We start from the raw sequence: 16931 nt of genomic DNA, 5'->3' as shown, positions 1-16931 counted from the left end.
CTCGGCCCTGTCGCTGGCCAACTCCGCCCAGCAGGGCGTCCTCCAGCTCCTGCGGTAAGCGACACGCACCGCGAAGCGTCAGAGGCCGGCCGGGGCAACCCGGCCGGCCTTTCTCTATGTCCGCGCCCGCGATCGTGGCGCCTGGCATCCGAAGCCGACGTCGCGCCGGCAACCGCCCCGGCTCGACGGAGCGCCGCGGAGAATCCACGCGGCAGGGCGGCTCAGCGCTGCCTGGCCTCTGAACAGAACGATCCAGAGCCCGTTGCGAACCCGGGGTTGCCAAGCTTAACCGTATCGGCCAGCCTGTCGGTAGTTATTGCGTACCGACCCGAGCTGAGCCGGAGTGCCGATGCGAGTGAACCACCAGCGCCGTCTCCTCAACAAGGCAGCGGAGGCACGGGATTACCAGATCACGATCCGTCAGAGGGCGGACGCGTCCTGGCCCGGCGACCACAGCCGACTGACGGCGCTCGAGAGCACCGGCCATCTCCGGCGGATCGACCCGCTCGAGGATCCGGGTGGTCCAGTGGCGGTCTGGCAGATCACCGCGGCCGGCCTCTCCCAGCTCCAGGCTCTCACGTCGGGAGCCGAGTGATGGCGTCCGTCAAGATCCGCGCGACCGACGACGGGACCTTCGTGGTCTACCGCAACGGCGCCGCCGTCGCGTCGGGATTGACCCGCGAGCAGGCCGAGCGCTGCGCGACGGTCCTGGGCTGGATCGCACAGGGGCGCTGACGGCGCGGCGACTATTCGGCGGCCGTCCCGGGGATCGCGTCGCCGAGAGCCTCACGCCGCGCGCTGTTCAGGACCCGCTGACGCGCATTCGGATCCTGTATCGCGTGCCAGAGGTGAAAGAGTTCGTGCGTCATGCCGAGGTCGACGGCCTCGCCATCCGGTCCGTAGAAGGCCTCGACCGGACAGCCAATGACGGCTGCGATCTCGCGCAGGCGCGCGACAGCTCGAACATCGATGGCCATTGGAGACAGAATTCCTACACGCCGGACGCGCAAGGGCTATCATCGCCCAACCCTGAGCAGCAAGGGATCGCCCTGTACTAGGCCTGATCCGACCGTATCAGTTTGAACATTTCTGGGCATGTGGTCGATACGCTGCGTGAGCGGATTGCAGCGCGTAACCTCACGAAGGCGTGAACAATCTCCGCACAGTCCGGGGCCACAGGCCTGCCGGCGTCCGCGATCTGGCCGGCCACGGCGCAGCTCGTCGTGTTGCGCGACCCGGCTGACCGGAGCCGGGGGCACGAATCCGCGCCCCGACCTGTCCTCGCGCGCGCTGAACGGGCGATCGTCAAGCAATCGGCGGGACAGCTGCCACGGAATTAGCGGATGGAAGCTTTCCGTTAACGAAGCGTAAACCTTTGTGACGTGATCCTAGGACGGTGGACGGGCACGGGATCCGGCCACGCAGATCGGGCGAGGCTCCGATGATCGTCTTGATAGCCGCAGCCATCGTCAGCGGTCTCGCGACAGCCACGATCCTGGCGCCGGTGAGCGCCCTCGCCGCGCTGATCATCGCACCCCTGGCAGCCAGCGCGTCGGCCATCCTGGCCTGCATCTTCATCGCCTGGCGTAACACGCGCGACGATGTCGGGCCGCCCGACCTCGAGACGCAGGCCGACGCGATGGTGGCGGTCCTCTGCGAGGTTGCCCAGCAGGGCAAGATCGTCCCGGTCGCCGCACCGGTCCGGGTCCGCGGCCACCGGTCGGCCTGATCCCGGCGCGCCGCGACCGGCGTATCGCCGGCCCAGGCCCGATCCCAGCGGCACCGGTCGCGGGCCCATCCTGCCCGGAATGAGGCCGTCCGTACCCCTCTCCGCCGTCCAACCTCTCCCCCGAGCGCGGTCAGTCGGGCATCGCGCAGGACGGAAGAGACGCTGGGCGTCCTTCTGTTCGAGCAGGTGGGTCAGGGCATCCCGCGGACCCCTGCCGGAGAGGCGTCGTGCGACCATGTCGGGCGCGCTTCCGCCGAGTCGAACCGCGTCTTCGACCTCGTGGCGCTGCGGCTGGCGCGATTCCTGAGCGCCCATCCGGATTTCGGGGTGCGGGTCGCCGCCCGCATGGACTATGCCCGCCTCATCACCGACGCGTTCGACGCCGACAACGTCTCAGGATCACCCCGCGGCGAAAATTTAATGCGGATGCCGCTGGGTCCGGAAACTGTCACGCCGCTCCGCGACCCGCTCGGGCGGCCCGCATCCGCGAGCCGGCCGACCTGCTGGCGCGGATTCGCGCGCCGCTGAACGGCAGAGATTCCACAAGGACTGGAAAACGAAGTACGGCGACGGGGCGCGGTCGCATCGTGAGGATGCGTCGGGCAAACTGACCGGGACCGTTTTCCGCAGGATCGGATAACGGTATCGGAGAACGAAGGCGCGCCGAGACGCACCGCAAGACACACGCGAAGACGCATGTGGGGTCGCTCCCGCCGCCAGCGGCATCGGGAGCGGCCCCGACGGAGGGGCGCCATGCAGATCGATGTTGCGGCCGTCGAGTCGACGGCGGGGATTGAATTTTCGGGACCGCCGCTGCGCGCCCGCGGCTGGCTGCGCCGGGTGGATGCCGGGCTCGGCCACCTCGTGGAGATCCCGGCGGCACTGCTCGTCCTGGCCGAGATCGCGGTGCTGCTCGCCGGTGTCGTCAGCCGCTACGTGTTCCGCGATCCCATCATCTGGTCGGACGAGCTCGCCTCGATCCTGTTCCTGTGGCTCGCCATGCTCGGCGCCGTGGTCGCCTTCCGGCGCGCCGAGCACATGCGCATGACCGCTTTCGTGGCCATGAGCGGCCCGCGCCTGCGCGCCTTCCTGGAGACGGTCGCCCTGGTCGCCGGCCTGATCTTCGTCGCCCTGCTGTTGGAGCCGGCCTTCGAGTTCGCCAGCGAGGAGACCTTCGTGCAGACGCCGGCGCTGGAGCTGAACAACGCGTGGCGCGCCGCCGCCCTGCCGATCGGCCTCGGCCTCATGCTGATCGTGGCGCTGATCCGACTCCTGGAGACCGCCGACTGGAAACTGACCTTGGGGGCGCTGATCCTGGGGGGCGGTGTTGCCGCCGCGCTCCTGGCGCTGCAGCCGTGGCTCGCCAACCTCGGGAACCTCAACCTGCTGCTGTTCTTCGTCCTCGGCGTCGGCGCGCTGGTCTTCTCCGGCGTGCCGATCGCCTTCGCGTTCGGCCTGTCGACCTTCGCCTACATCACGCTGACCACCGACGCGCCCTCCATGGTGGTGGTCGGCCGCATGGACGAGGGCATGAGCCACCTCATCCTGCTCGCCGTGCCGCTGTTCGTGTTCCTCGGCCTGCTGATCGAGATGACCGGCATGGCCAAGGCCATGGTCGGCTTCCTGGCCTCGCTGCTCGGCCACGTCCGCGGCGGCCTGCACTACGTGCTGGTCGGGGCCATGTACCTCGTCTCGGGCATCTCCGGCTCCAAGGCCGCCGACATGGCCGCCGTGGCGCCCGTGCTGTTCCCCGAGATGAAGGCCCGCGGCGCCAAGGAGGGCGACCTCGTGGCGCTGCTCGCCACCACCGGCGCGCAGACCGAGACGATCCCGCCCTCGATCGTGCTGATCACCATCGGCTCGGTCACCGGCGTGTCGATCACCGCCCTGTTCACCGGCGGCCTGATGCCGGGCCTCGTGCTCGCCGCGACGCTCTGCGCGCTGGTCTGGTGGCGCTACCGCCGCGAGGACCTGAGCCACGTCGCCCGGCCGTCCGGCCGCGTCATCGGTCGCGCCTTCCTGGTGGCGATCCCGGCGCTGGCGCTGCCCTTCGTGATCCGCTTCGCCGTGGTGGAGGGCATCGCCACCGCCACCGAGGTCTCGACCATCGGCATCGTCTACGCGGCGCTGGCCGGCCTGCTGATCTACCGCCAGTTCGAGTGGCGGCGGCTCTACCCGATGCTGGTGACCACCGCGACCCTGTCGGGGGCGATCCTGCTGATCATCGGCGCGGCCACCGGGATGGCCTGGGCGCTGACGCAGTCGGGCTTCTCGCAGACGCTCGCCGAGGTGATGAAGAGCCTCCCGGGCGGCGCGCTCGGGTTCCTGTTCGTCTCGGCCTTCGCCTTCATCATCCTGGGCTCGGTGCTGGAGGGCATACCGGCGATCGTACTGTTCGGGCCGCTGCTGTTCCCGATCGCGCGGGCGGTGGGCGTGCACGAGGTGCACTACTCGATGGTGGTGATCCTCGCGATGGGCATCGGCCTGTTCGCCCCGCCCTTCGGCGTCGGCTACTACGCGGCCTGCGCCATCAGCCGGATCCATCCCGATGCCGGGATGCGCCCGATCGTCGGCTATATCGTGGCCCTGCTGGTCGGGCTGCTCGCCATCATCCTCGTCCCCTGGTTCTCGATCGGCTTCCTCTGACGATCTCCACCGCGGGGACGCGACACGCGATCAGATCATGCCGGCGCCGCCGGTCCGCGCGATCCGCTCGCGCTGCTCGGCGTAGCGTTCGGCCGCGGCGCGCCGCACTGCACCCTCGAGCCGGCTGACGAGATGCGCGAGGGTGGTCATCGTGCCGAGATCCCGGTTGTGGCCGGGCGGGGGCCCGGCGTGCTGCACTGCAATATGCGCGCGGCTCCGGGGACATGTCAGGGTCTGCATCTCGGAGCTGTCATGCAGCGAGATCATGATGTGCGCGGAGGGGTAAGGACCGGCCCGACTTTCCGCTCGGAATGTCTGCCACCGGTCGGACCCCCTTAGGTCGACGCGGCTCCCTGAAACTGCATCCCGCACATGGAGGCCGATTCCGCCGCTGGCGTCCTCGAGAGCGAATCGAAGCGATCCAGGGCGGCGCGTCCACTGAGATCGTGGCGCCGACTGGATTGCTTCGCTCCGCTCGCAAAGACGGGATGCCGCATCAACCGGATGGGATCGCGACAGCCCTATCGGGCCTGCGGCCTCGCCTGCCCGTCGAGGGGCAGGTCTCCCCGCGCCTCAAGTCCCTCGCGGATCGCGCGCTTCGTCACCTTGCCGTAGCCGGATTTCGGCAGGGCCTCCCAGAAGAACACGCGCCGAGGCAGCTTGTAGCGGGCGACGGTCGCCGACAGCCACGCGATCAGCTCTCCCTCCTGCACCGCGGCCCCGGGACGGGCGACGCAGACCGCGACGCCGACCTCGCCCCAGCCGGGATCCGGGACGCCGAGGATCGCGGCCTCGGTGATCGCCGGATGCGTGAGGAGCTTCTCCTCGATCTCGCGCGGATACACGTTCGAGCCGCCGGAGATGTACATGTCCGAGGCGCGGCCGGTGATGAACAGGAAGCCCTCGGAATCGAGATGGCCGAGATCGCCGGTCCGGAACCAGCCGTCGCGGAACGCCGCCGCGTTGGCCTCCGGATTGTCGTAGTAGCCCGCGAACACGGCCGGGCCGCAGACGCAGATCTCGCCGGTGACGCCCGGCGGGCACTCGCGGCCCTGCATGTCCTGGATCTGGACCTGCATGCCGGTGCGCTCGAATCCGCAGGTGCCGACCTTGACGTCCGGCCCGTCCTCGGCCGCGTGCAGGCGGGGCGGCAGCACGGTGATGTTGCCCGTCACCTCGCCGAGGCCGAAGTATTGCACCAGCACCGGCCCGAGCACCCGCAGCGCGTGCTGCTGGTCCGCCCGGTACATCGGCGCGCCCGCGTAGATGACGTGGCGCAGGCTGGAATGGTCGTGCGTCGACACCGCGGGGTGCTCGGTCAGCAGCTTGACGATGGTCGGCACGGTGAAGAGGTTCGTGACGCGCCACGCCTCGATGAGAGCCCAGACCTCCTCGGGATCGAGCCGCTCGCCCGCGGTCAGCACCGTCTTGGTGCCGGCCGCGACCTGCGCGAGCTGGTGGATGCCGGCGCCGTGCGAGAGCGGCGCCACGACCAGAGACGCGTCGGCCTCCGTCGTGCCCGGCATCAGGTCGCAGAGGTGATTGGTGATGACGAAGGCCATCTGGCCGTGGGTCAGGACCGCCGCCTTGGGGCGGCCCGTCGTGCCGGAAGTGAAGAAGAACCAGCACGGATCGTCGTGCTCGACATCGGCAACGGGCGCGGCCGCGCCCAGATGGTCGGCGACGAGCGCGTCGTAGCCGGCCCCGAAGGCCGCGTCGCCGATCGCCACGACGCGGTCCAGATCCGGGCAGGCCTCGCGCACCGCGGCGGCGTGATCCGGGAAACCCGCGCCGCAGATCAGCGTCGAGGCGCCGCTGGCACGGGCAAGATAGGCGATCTCCGCGGGCGTCTGCCGGAAATTGGCCGGCACCCAAACGGCGCCGAGCCGGAAGCAGACGAACATCGACTCGAACAGCTGGTTGCTGTTGCGTGCCTGGACCAGGACGCGATCACCCTTGGTCACGCCACGGGCGGCGAGCGCCGCTGCCATCGCGTCGACCCGGGCGTCGAGCTCGGCCCAGGTCCAGCGCCGCGCGCCCCAGGCGAGCCCCACCGCGTCCGGAAACCGGCGTGCGGCACGGCGCAGGAAATGGGCGAGATTCATCACCCGCCGGGAGCACGGCGCGACGCCGCCGCGCGGTGCCCCCGCGGCGCTCATCAGGTGAGCTTCCCGCAGGCCTTCTCGAGCAGCGACCAGCCCTCGTCGCCGTACCGGCCCTTCCACTCGGCGTAGAAACCGGCCTTGCGCAGCTTGTCGCGGAAGGGCTCCGGGTCGGGCTTGTTGAAGACCATCCCGTTCTTCGACAGGTCCGCCTGCAGGTTGGCATTGAGCTGGGCGACGTCCGCCCGCTCCTTCATCCCGGCGGCGTTGATGTGGCGGGCCACCGTCTCGCGCAGGTCCGCCGGCAGGCGCTCCCAGGCGCGGCGGTTCGCCAGGAACCAGTACCCGTCCCACATGTGGTTGGTGAGCGAGCAGTATTTCTGCACCTCGTAGAACTTCGTCGTGGAGATCACCGCCAGCGGGTTCTCCTGGCCCTCGACGATCTTGGTCTGCAGGGCCGAGTAGGTCTCGTTCAGGTTGATCGACGCGGGAGCCGCGTCGAAGGCCTTGAACATCGAGGTCCAGAGCGGCGAGACCGGGACGCGGATCCGGAATCCCTTGAAGTCGTCGGGCGTGGCGATCGGCTTGGTCGACGAGGTGGTCTGGCGGTAGCCGTTGTCCCAGATCTTTTCCATGGCGACGAGGCCGGCCTTGGCGATCTGCTGGCGGACCCAGGCGCCGAGCTCGCCGTCCATGGCCGGCCAGACGGCGTCGTAGCTCGGGAAGGCGTAGCCAATACCGTTGATCGACGCGTTCGGCACCAGCGTCGAGAGGATCAGCGGCGACATCGTGAAGAACTCGACGCTGCCCGAGCGCAGCTGGCTGAGCGTGTCGGTGTCGGAGCCGAGCTGGCTCGTCGGGAAGATCTTGAGGTCGAACCGGCCGCCGGTCTCCGTACGCAGCGCCTCCGCCATCTCGCGGGCGCGGATGTTCATCGGATGCGTGTCGGGCAGGTTGTTGGCGTACTTGTACGTGAATTCTGCCTTCTGCGCCCGCGCCACGTGCGGTGCCGCCACGGTACCGGCGATGAGGGCCGTCGAGCCGGTCGCCAGGAATCGGCGGCGGGACAGGGGCGTGCGGTACGGGGACATGGCGGCCTTTCCGGTGCGGGCGCGGGGCCCGGCGTTTCCTCGGGTCCGCGTTGGTGCGGACTCCTGATTACGGCCTCGATAGCCGCTGACCGGTGCCAGTCAACGGACTTTCGCGGCCGCGTCCCCGGGAATGATTGCATCCGGCCGCCGCTGATACGGGGCGACCGGAGGCGGCCCCGGCCGCGCGAGACCGTGGCGACGGGACGATGGCGCGGATGGCGCGCTCGGCCTCAGTCCCGGCCGGGCAGATGCACCGTCCAGGGTTCCTCGAAGGTGTGTTCCTCGAGGTTCACGCCCGGGCCGCCGCGGTCAACCACGACGAAGTCCTGCGGCTGGCCGTAGGGCGTCAGCACCCCGTGCCACGTGTTGCGCGCGTAGCAGATGCCCTGCCCCGGCGCCGTCACGAAGGCCTGGGGCGGGCCGAGACGACCTTCCGCGTCCGGGCAGACCACCACCAGGAACGGCGCCGCGCTCAGCGGCAGGAACGCCTGCGCGCCCAGCGGGTGCCGCTCGACCAGGCCGAGCCGCAGCGGCACCGGGTAGGGCTGAGCCTCGACCAGCCCGATCACCACCCGCGACCCCTCGCCCACGACCTCGACCGCCGCCAGATCGTGGAAGCGCCGCGCCATCCCGCCGTTCATCGGCCGCGGCGCCACCGCGGCGGCGTCGATCACCGTGCCGAACGGCGCGAACGCCTCGGCCGTCAGCGGCCGGGCGATGACAGTGCGGGCGCCCGCGCTCACCGGCCGAGCCCGCGCGGCGCCAGCGCCGGGTGGCGGTTGACGTCCTTGTACAGCAGGTACCGGAACGGGCCCGGCCCGCCCGCGTAGCAGGCCTGGGGGCAGAAGGCGCGCAGCCACATGAAGTCGCCCGCCTCGACCTCGACCCAGTCGCGGTTGAGCCGGTAGACCGCCTTGCCCTCCAGCACGAACAGTCCGTGCTCCATGACGTGGGTCTCCTCGAATGGGATCGAGGCGCCCGGGCGCATGCTGACGATGTTGACGTGCATGTCGTGGCGCAGGTCGTCGGAGGCGACGAAGCGGGTCGTCGCCCAGGCGCCGTCGGTGCCGACCATGCCGGCCGGCTCGACCGCCGATTCGTGGGTGACGAAGGACGTCGGCGCGTCGAGGCCGGCGGCGGGCTGGTAGGCCTTGCGGATCCAGTGGAACCGCGCGGGCGCGTCGCCGTCGTTGCGCAGGGCCCAGGCCGCCCCGGGGGCGAGGTAGGCGTAGCTGCCCGGCCGCAGGGCGTGGCGCGCGCCCTCCAGGGTGAGGCTGGCCGTGCCGGCGACCACGAACAGGACGCCCTGTGCCTGCGGCTCCGGCTCGGGGGCCTGGCTGCCGCCGCCGGGGGCGACCTCCATGAGGTACTGGGCGAAGGTCTCGGCGAAGCCCGAGAGCGGCCGGGCCACGATCCAGGCCTGGGTCCTGTCCCAGCCCGGCAGGAGGCTGGTGACGATGTCGCTCATGACGCCGTGGGGGATCACCGCGTAGGCCTCGGTGAACACCGCGCGGCCGGTCATCAGCCGCGTCTGGCCGGGTAGGCCACCGCACGGGGGGTTGTAGGCTCCAGCGCTCATGGTCGGTCTCCAGAATTCGACTTCAAGCTGTAAACGTCTGTCGGGGAGCTGGTCACGCGGTACGCGGCTCGGCGACGGGTGCCTCGAGGATCTCCGCCGTGTCGGTGGTGTCCTCGCCGTTCAGGACGCGGTTGGCCCGCACCCGGTCGATGTCGCCCTCCCAGGCGGCGATGACGACGGTCGCGACGCAGTTGCCGATCAGGTTCCCGAGGGCGCGGGCTATGCCGACGAACCAGTCGACCGACAGGACGAGGACCAGCCCGATCACCGGGATCTCCGGCACCGCCGACAACGTGGCGGCGAGGACGACGATCGCCGAGCCGGGCACGCCGTGGGCGCCCTTGGAGGTCAGGAGCGCGATGCCGAGGATCAGCATCAGGTGGCCGAAGGACAGGTCCGTGTTGGTCGCCTGGGCGATGAACACGGTGGCGAGCGTCAGGTAGAGCGAGAAGGCGTCGAGGTTGAAGGAGTAGCCGGTCGGGATCACGAGGCCGACGGTGGATTCCTTGATGCCGAGCCGCTCCAGCTTGCGCATGACCTGCGGCAGCACGCAGTCCGACGAGGCGGTGCCGGCGACGACGGTCAATTCCTCGCGCAGGTAGGCGAGCAGCTTGAAGAGGCTGAATCCCGCGAGCCGCATGATGCTGCCGAGCACCACGACCACGAAGAGCGCGACGCCGGCGTAGAAGAGCATCACCAGCATGCTGAGCTGCTTCAGGGACCCGACGCCGTACTTCCCGACCGTGAAGGCGACCGCGCCCAGCACGCCGAGCGGCGCCAGCCGCACGATGAAGCCGATGATCCGGAACAGGACCTCGGTGATGCGCTCCAGGCTGTCGGCCAGCGGCTTGCCGCGCTCGCCGAGGAGCGAGAGCCCGGCCCCGAACAGGATCGCGAGGAGCAGGACCTGGAGGATGTCGCCCTTGGCGAAGGCGTCGACGAAGGTCGTCGGCACGATCTTCATCAGGAAGTCGACGGTGCCCGTCACCTGCCCGACCCGGTCGGTGTAGCTGGTGAGCGACTTGGCATCGAGGGTCGCCACATCGACGTTCATGCCGTGACCGGGCGCGAAGACGTAGGCGAGGACGAGCCCCAGCGCGAGCGCGATGGTCGTCACCACCTCGAAGTAGATCAGGGATTTGAGCCCGACGCGGCCGACCTTCCGGAGGTCGCCCGCGCCGACGATGCCGTGCACGACGACGCCGAAGACCAGCGGCGCGACCACCATCTTGATGAGCTTGATGAAGACGTCGCCCAGCGGCTTGAGGGTGACGGCGAAGTCGGGCCAGAGCCGGCCGACGAGGATGCCGATCATCAGGGCGGCTAAAACCTGCCCGAACAGCGACCCGAACAAGCGCTTCATCGCGATCTCCCTCGGAAGGCTTGCCCCGACCTGACCGCGATCGTCCCGCCTCTCACGGGCGGATCCGGTCGAGCCCGACCGCGCGGCGCGGCGGCATTGTGCAAAGCGATGCCTGCTCGGCCTTCCCGGCGGCAAAATCGTGCCGAACGATCTAGACGTCAAATATCTATTTCATTTAATTTGAAACCCTCAGAGTTTTAATCTGCCCATGGAACTGCGCCATCTCCGCTACTTCGTCGCTGTGGCGAAGCACCTGAGCTTCACCGCCGCCGCGGAGAGCCTCGGTGTCGCGCAGCCGCCGCTCAGCCAGCAGATCCGCGATCTGGAGGCGGAGATCGGGACGGCTCTCTTCGAGCGGACGACCCGGCGCGTGGCGCTGACGCGGGCCGGTCACGACTTTCACGTTCAGGCGATCGGGCTCCTGGAGCGGGCCGCCGAGGCCGTCGAGCGCGCCCGGGCGATCGGCGCGGGCACCGCCGGCATCATCAATGTCGGCCTGACGGGCTCGATGCTCGCCGGGCCGCTCGGGCACGCGATCCGGGATTTCGCGCAGGTCTATCCCGCGGTGGATCTCCGGATCCACGAGATGTCGCCGGATCGCCAGATCGCGATGCTGAAGGCGGGTCAGACCGACGTCAGCTTCCTGCGAGCCCCGCCGCAGGATGCCGATCTGGTCCGGGTCCGCGCGTGGAGCGAGACCGTGCAGGTCGTCCTTCCGAGGGGGCACCGTCTCGCGCGGGGCAGGCTCCGGCTCGCCGACCTGCGCGACGAGCGGTTCGTGTTCCTCCGGATGTCCGATTCGCTGTTCGCCAAGTATCTCTGGGATTGCTGCGTCGAGGCCGGGTTCGTCCCCACCATCACCCATCAGGCCGTCGAGGCGGCCTCATTGACGAGCCTCGTCGCATCCGGCCTGGGCATCGCCATCATCCCGGAATACGTCGCCCGGCTGGCGCATGCCGACGTGGTTTACAGGCCGCTCGAGGGACCCCGCATCCGCGCCGACGTCTTCGCGCTGTGGTCGCCCGCGAAAGCCGCCCTGGTCTGCAACTTCGTCGATCTGGTCCGCGACGGTCGGAAGACGCTCGCCGACTAGGCGGATCACCCGGGCCTCGCGCCATGGCGGGTGCCTGTAGGACACGCACGCCCCTCGGATCGCCGGCCGTGGCGGAGCAGCCCGATGCTTTTCCCTCACTGAATTTCCTGTATCCGCCTTCTTTTGGGTTCGCCATATTCCCGAAACGAATCTGATACGCTATTGCAGCTTAAGGACCGGAGCGCTTGAAGCCACAATGCCTTCCCAGTTCATCCGCTCCGCGGCCTGGGCACCCACGATTGCTTTGTCGTGGTTCTGGGGGCTCGGATTTTTCTACGCGATCCATGTCACACTGACATACGGCTGGCTCGGGTTTCTTGCCTTCGCCTTGCCGAACGCGATCGGTCTCGGCCTGTTCGGCTGGATGCTCGGCGCGCCCCGTCGGAATCTCGACGCGATCGTGGCCGCCGTGCAGGGCCCCTACGCGCTCCTGTTCATGGGGGCCCAGTTCTTCGCCGTCGCGATCACGATCTTCGGCTTCGCGGCCTACGCGTGGCTTCCCCTGTTCGGCCACGACGCCGCCGTGGGCGTGATCGCATTGGTCCTCGTCGCCTGCTCGCTCGGCCACGCCGTCCCGCTGCGCGGGATCCGCATCGTCCATTGCGGGGCGCTGGCGGTCGGGCTCGCCGCGAGCGTGATCCTGCTCGGCGGTCTGTCCGCGCACCGGGACGGCTGGGACGTCCCGCTGCAGGCCTTCGACGAGCGCTTCTACGGGCTCGTCGTTCCCTCGCTGGTCGGCTTCCTGCTCGGCCCCTGGATGGACATCCAGCAGTGGCAGCGGGCGGTCGAGATCCGGCGCTCGGGCGGGTCGGTGCGCGCGGCCTACGTGACCGGCGCGCTCCTCTTCCTCGGTCTCCTGACGATCAACGCGCTCATCGCCGCGCGGGCGGGGCTCGGCATGCCGGTCGTCTCGTCCGACGGCCTGTCGGGAGCCTACGCGGCCGTTGCGCAGGCGATCGGGCGCGAACCCGCGACCGGCGTCGCGGTGGCCTTCGTGATCTGGACGGCGATCGCCGCCGCGACCACGATCGACAGCTTCTACAGCGCCACGCGCTGGCTCGGGATCTCGGTCACGGCTCGCAGCAATTCCCCGCTCCTCGCCTTCGTGCCGGCCGGCCTCGTGGCGTCGCCGGTCTGGATCCTCGGTGCCGCGCTCGCCACAGCGGCGGCGGCGATCTGGGCGAACCTCTCGCTCCTCTACCTGATGATGCCCTTCGCCACGCTCCTCGTCGGGGCGGCGGCGTGTCTCGTGTGCGAGACGCTCGGCGCGACCCGCCGCTACGACCCGGTTCTCACCTCCATGATCGGGGCGACGGCGTGCCTGATCTTCGTGACGGGCTATCTGGCCCCGAGCTGGGCGCTGCTGGCCATCGCGCCGCTGATCGGCCTGATCGGCGCACTCCCGATGATCGCCGAGGTCCTCGGCTGGCGCGCGCCGCCGCCGGTCGCGGAGTTGATCCCGGCGGCGGAGCGGGCGCCGCGGGCGGCGCCGGTGCCCGTGGCGGTGGACCAGACCGACGCCGTCGCGTCGCACGGGTTCGACGGGCACTGGTTCGTCCTGCGCCTCATCCCGACCTACGACGACACCAACTCGGTCGGGAACGTCTACTTCGCCAATTACGTGCGCTGGGTGGGCAAGGCCCGCGAGCTGTTCTTCAACATCTGCATGCCGGATTTCGACCTGAAATCGACGGACTTCTACATCCTGACGAAGTCCTTCCAGCACGACTTCCGCCGGGAGGCGATGGAGTTCGAGCCGGTCACCGTCCGTATCTCGATCGCGAGCCACAACCGGAAGTTCGTGACCCTGGCGCACGAGATCCACAGCGAGGTCAACGGCCTCCTCGGCCGGGGCGAGCAGTCGCTGATGTTCGTGGACACCGTCCACTATCGCCCGCTCAATATTCCGCGGGCGATCATCGAGGGCTTCCTGCCCTACTGGCCGAAGACGTCCCCGCACGCCGTCGCGGGTGGGAGTGGCACGACCGGCGTCGCGCCGCTCGGCGTCTGACCGCGCCTCAAGCCGCCCGAACCGCCGCCGGGAGGAGTTGACGGCTGCGCGCCAGCGCGGCGGCCTGCTCGGCCGGCAGCGGCTTGCTGAACAGGTAGCCCTGGAACTCGTGGCACCCCTGCTCCAGCAGGCAGGCGCGCTGGGCATCCGTCTCGACGCCCTCCGCGGTGATCGTCATGTCGAGGCTCGTCGCCATGTCGATGATCGCGTTCACGATCGCCGCAGCGCTCCGCTCCTGCGGCAGGTCGCGGACGAAGCTCTGGTCGATCTTGATCTTGTCGAAGGCGATCCGGCGCAGGTAGCTCAGGCTCGAGTAGCCGGTCCCGAAATCGTCGAGGGACAGCCGCACGCCCATCTCGCGGAGCTTGGCGAGCGTGGCGTTGATCGCCGGCGTGGCCTCCAAGAACACCGATTCGGTCACCTCGAGCTCCAGGCGCGGCGCGGCGAGCCCGCTCGTGCGCAGCGCGGAGCGGACCAGTTGCGTCAGGTCCGAGTGCCGGAACTGCCGCGGGGACAGGTTGACGGCGATGCGGACATCCCCCGGCCAGCCCGCCGCGATCCGACAGGCCTCGCGGAGGATCCACTCGCCCAGCGGTATGATCACCCCGGTCTCCTCGGCGAGCGGGATGAACTCGCCGGGCGAGACGAAGCCGCGCACCGGATGTTTCCACCGGATCAGCGCCTCGAAGCCGCGCACGCGGCACTCCTTGGCCGCCACGATCGGCTGGAAGTAGAGGACGAACTCATCCCGATCGAGGGCGCCCCGCAGGTCGGCCGTCAGGGCGCGCCGCGCCTCGATCCGCTCGTCCATCTCCGCTTCGTAGAAGCGGTAGCCGTTCCGGCCCTCGCTCTTCATGCGGTAGAGGGCGAGGTCGGCCCGCCGCATGATCTCCTGGCACCCGTCCTGCGGGGCGATCGCGATCCCGATGCTGACGCTGACGGACAGCCGGATGCCGTCGATGGTGAACGGCGACGCGAGCGCCTCGACGATGCCGTTCGCGAGCGACTCGATGCCGTGCAGGTCCCGGGCGCTCCGTCCGGTCGCGAGAACCGCGAACTCGTCGCCCGCCAGACGGGCGAGCTGGACGTCGGACGCCTCGAAGCTCCGCAGCCGCTCGGCGACCGATTTCAGGAGCCTGTCGCCGGCCGCGTGGCCGAAGGTGTCGTTGACGCTCTTGAACTCGTCGAGGTCGAGGGCGAGCACCGCGAACCGGTCCCCCTGCGCGAGCCGTTCCCGCGCCGTTTCCTGGAGCTGATGGAACAGGACCCGGTTGGGCAGATCGGTCAGGGAGTCGTGCAGGGCGAGATACGACAGCCGCTCCTCGGAGCGCCGCTTCTCGGTCACGTCGGAGCCGACGCCGCGATAGCCCGAGAATGCGCCGGCCCGGTTGAAGGTCGGCTTGCCGCTGAGGCACCACGTCCGCCGCTCGCCGGCGATGTCGAGCTGCAGGTGCAGGTTCCGGAAGGCGCGCCGCTCGGCGATGCAGCCCCACAGGGTGGTGCTCGAGTGACTCCTGGGCGGCGCCACCGGCGGCAGCAGCAGCCGCTCCAGGGGCAGGCCCATCAGCTGGCGCTCGGAGGAGCCGGCAACCTCGATCAGGCGCGGCGAGACGTGCTGGAGGCGCAGGTCGGCATCCGTTTCCCAGAGCCAGTCGCTGGCGCTCTCCTCGAACTCGTTGAGCAGGAGGTGGGTGAATTCCTGCTGCCGTTCCAGCTCGATCTGCGCGATGACCCGCATCGTCAACAGCCGGCTGAGATGCACGATCGTGAAGCAGATGAAGATCGCGTAGAAGAACAGCAGGACCGCGACGTAGATGTAGAAGGGCTCCCCGGTCGTCGCGAGGGCGATGAACGAGCCGAGGATGATCAGGCCGGAATAGCCGATGGCGACGCGGGGCAGCACCGCCGCGCTCATGCCGGTCGCGATCAGGCCCGCGATGCTGGAGGCGATCAGAAGCCGCCCGTGCGCGTCGGCCCCGGCGAAGAGCATGACCGGGATGGAGGCCAGCAGGAGGCCGTAGGCCTGGGCGGCCAGCACCACGCCCTGGACGAATGAGGACGGCACTTCGAGGGGTTTCGGACGGGAGCGCCAGCGCCAGCACTGCTGGAGCGAGACCACCGCCAGGGGCAGGACGAGCGCCTCGAGCCCGGCGAGGTAGACCCGGTTGCCCGGTTGCCAGAACAGGTAGACGATGACCTGTACGACGCTGAGGCTCACAAGAATCGTGAAGGGAACCAGGCGGAGCGCGACGTCGAGCTGCTCGACGCGGGCCCGCGCGCGAAGGTTCGCGTCGAGTGGATCCGCTTTGCGATCGGTATCGATCAGGAAAGAAATCAACATCTCGCGCGACGCAAACGCCCTCTGAGAAACCTTTACGATCGAAAACTGCGGCTCTCGCTATTTAGATGCATACACAATCGCTCGCTTGCACAAGTACAAGTCGCTCGTCGGTTTACAACTCGTAAATATCGCACCGGCACCCGGCGCTCCGGCTCGCATCCGCCGGGCGGCGGCGCTAAGAGGCGAGCGCGCCCCGGTTGCGGCTCAGCCAGAGCCGTCCGCGGGGCCGCGTAGGATGAAGCAGACGATGCCGCAAACGCTGGGCCTCAACCGCATCCTGGGCGGTGCGATCGGTGTCATCGCCCTGGTGTCGGTCCTGACCAGCGGCGCGGTCCTGATCACGGCCGATCAGCTGCGGGACGCGACCGATGCCAGGAGCCGGTCCAACCAGCTGATCCGCGCCCTCGACGGCTTCCGCGCGGCGATGCTCAATCAAGAGACCGGACTGCGCGGCTACCTGATCACGGGCCGCGACGGCAGCCTGGAGCCCTACCGCACGGGGCGCCAGACACTGGACGAGGCGATCGACAGGCTCAGGACCCTGATCGGCCACGATCCCGAGCGGACGCGCCTCTTGGTCGACGCGGTGGCCGCGGCCCGCAGCTGGCAGACCGAGGTCGGCGAGGTCGTCGTGCGAATCGCGGCCGATCCGGCGAAGCGGGACGAAGCGGTCAAGATCGAGGCGGACGGTCAGGGTAAGCGGCTGTTCGACACCTTCCGCGAGAAGCTCGCGGCCATCGAGGGTCTCGAAGGAGCGGTTCGGGCCGCGCTGGCCGAGCGCGTCGCGCGGAGCGAGCGCAATGAGGGCCTCGCCCTCTGGGGCGGAACGCTGATCACGCTGCTGATCTGCCTGGGCATCGGGGTCGCCATCAATCGCCTCGTCGTCAGGCCTCTCGTGGCGGTGATGGGCTTCGTGGGACGGGTCGGCGAGGGCGACCTGTCGAGCACGCTCGATGTCCGCGCCGGCGGCGAAGTG

The 16931-nt window shown here is 69.4% G+C and carries 14 protein-coding genes and 1 pseudogene; 8 read left to right on the top strand and 7 right to left on the bottom strand.

Annotation, left to right across the window (positions count from 1 at the left end):
• Positions 1-349: 349 nt before the first annotated feature.
• Together ACLBYG_RS30715 and ACLBYG_RS30710 are read left to right on the top strand one after the other, a co-directional pair.
• Complete coding sequence (locus ACLBYG_RS30715) at positions 350-595, top strand: hypothetical protein (RefSeq protein ID WP_447683972.1); 246 nt, start codon at positions 350-352, stop codon at positions 593-595.
• Entirely contained in the window at positions 595-735 is a 141-nt protein-coding gene (locus ACLBYG_RS30710) for a hypothetical protein (RefSeq protein ID WP_012319948.1), read from the top strand. The genes ACLBYG_RS30715 and ACLBYG_RS30710 overlap by 1 nt, the downstream gene beginning before the upstream one ends.
• An 11-nt stretch (positions 736-746) precedes the next feature.
• On the opposite strand, the gene ACLBYG_RS30705 is transcribed toward ACLBYG_RS30710, so the two are convergent.
• Positions 747-977, bottom strand: a complete 231-nt coding sequence (locus ACLBYG_RS30705; protein WP_447683971.1) for a hypothetical protein — start codon at positions 975-977, stop codon at positions 747-749.
• 464 nt (positions 978-1441) lie between these two features.
• On the opposite strand from ACLBYG_RS30705, the gene ACLBYG_RS30700 reads away from it, so the two are divergent.
• The 3 genes and pseudogenes from ACLBYG_RS30700 (at position 1442) to ACLBYG_RS30690 (ending at position 4375) form a co-directional block, all read left to right on the top strand.
• Positions 1442-1729 carry a hypothetical protein gene (locus ACLBYG_RS30700; RefSeq protein ID WP_020093581.1) on the top strand — a complete coding sequence of 96 codons (288 nt, stop codon included), beginning with the start codon at positions 1442-1444 and terminating at the stop codon, positions 1727-1729.
• Positions 1730-1852: 123 nt separating this feature from the next.
• A pseudogene (locus ACLBYG_RS30695) lies at positions 1853-2232 on the top strand (LysR substrate-binding domain-containing protein); the annotation flags it as partial.
• Positions 2233-2482: 250 nt separating this feature from the next.
• Positions 2483-4375 (top strand): TRAP transporter large permease, encoded by a 1893-nt coding sequence (locus tag ACLBYG_RS30690; protein WP_447683970.1) that lies wholly within the window; start codon positions 2483-2485, stop codon positions 4373-4375.
• 521 nt (positions 4376-4896) lie between these two features.
• Here the strand turns inward: ACLBYG_RS30690 and ACLBYG_RS30685 are convergent.
• The 5 genes from ACLBYG_RS30685 to ACLBYG_RS30665 all read right to left on the bottom strand — a co-directional run bounded on the left by ACLBYG_RS30685 (position 4897) and on the right by ACLBYG_RS30665 (position 10510).
• Complete coding sequence (locus ACLBYG_RS30685) at positions 4897-6534, bottom strand: acyl-CoA synthetase (RefSeq protein ID WP_447683969.1); 1638 nt, start codon at positions 6532-6534, stop codon at positions 4897-4899.
• Positions 6534-7568, bottom strand: coding sequence for a TRAP transporter substrate-binding protein (locus tag ACLBYG_RS30680; RefSeq protein WP_020093576.1), 1035 nt, complete (start codon positions 7566-7568; stop codon positions 6534-6536). Before ACLBYG_RS30680 ends, ACLBYG_RS30685 begins: the two co-directional genes overlap by 1 nt.
• 230 nt (positions 7569-7798) lie before the next feature.
• Positions 7799-8311 carry an ureidoglycolate lyase gene (locus tag ACLBYG_RS30675; RefSeq protein WP_447683968.1) on the bottom strand — a complete coding sequence of 171 codons (513 nt, stop codon included), beginning with the start codon at positions 8309-8311 and terminating at the stop codon, positions 7799-7801.
• Positions 8308-9147, bottom strand: coding sequence for a bifunctional allantoicase/(S)-ureidoglycine aminohydrolase (locus tag ACLBYG_RS30670; RefSeq protein WP_026604998.1), 840 nt, complete (start codon positions 9145-9147; stop codon positions 8308-8310). The genes ACLBYG_RS30675 and ACLBYG_RS30670 overlap by 4 nt, the downstream gene beginning before the upstream one ends.
• A 52-nt stretch (positions 9148-9199) precedes the next feature.
• A complete protein-coding gene (locus ACLBYG_RS30665; RefSeq protein WP_447683967.1) occupies positions 9200-10510 on the bottom strand; it encodes a dicarboxylate/amino acid:cation symporter in 1311 nt (436 codons plus the stop codon).
• Between the two features lie 208 nt (positions 10511-10718).
• Between ACLBYG_RS30665 and ACLBYG_RS30660 the strand changes: the two genes are divergently transcribed.
• Entirely contained in the window at positions 10719-11603 is an 885-nt protein-coding gene (locus ACLBYG_RS30660; protein ID WP_447683966.1) for a LysR family transcriptional regulator, read from the top strand.
• A gap of 196 nt (positions 11604-11799) precedes the next feature.
• Positions 11800-13614 carry an acyl-CoA thioesterase gene (locus ACLBYG_RS30655; RefSeq protein ID WP_447683965.1) on the top strand — a complete coding sequence of 605 codons (1815 nt, stop codon included), beginning with the start codon at positions 11800-11802 and terminating at the stop codon, positions 13612-13614.
• A 7-nt stretch (positions 13615-13621) separates the two neighbouring features.
• On the opposite strand, the gene ACLBYG_RS30650 is transcribed toward ACLBYG_RS30655, so the two are convergent.
• Complete coding sequence (locus tag ACLBYG_RS30650; RefSeq protein WP_447683964.1) at positions 13622-15955, bottom strand: putative bifunctional diguanylate cyclase/phosphodiesterase; 2334 nt, start codon at positions 15953-15955, stop codon at positions 13622-13624.
• Between the two features lie 247 nt (positions 15956-16202).
• Here ACLBYG_RS30650 and ACLBYG_RS30645 point away from each other — a divergent pair.
• On the top strand, positions 16203-16931 hold a 729-nt coding region (locus ACLBYG_RS30645), incomplete at its 3' end, for a CHASE3 domain-containing protein (protein WP_447683963.1).

The sequence above is a fragment of the Methylobacterium sp. D53M genome, assembly GCF_053345625.1.
This window is presented reverse-complemented; position numbering and strand designations above follow the sequence as displayed.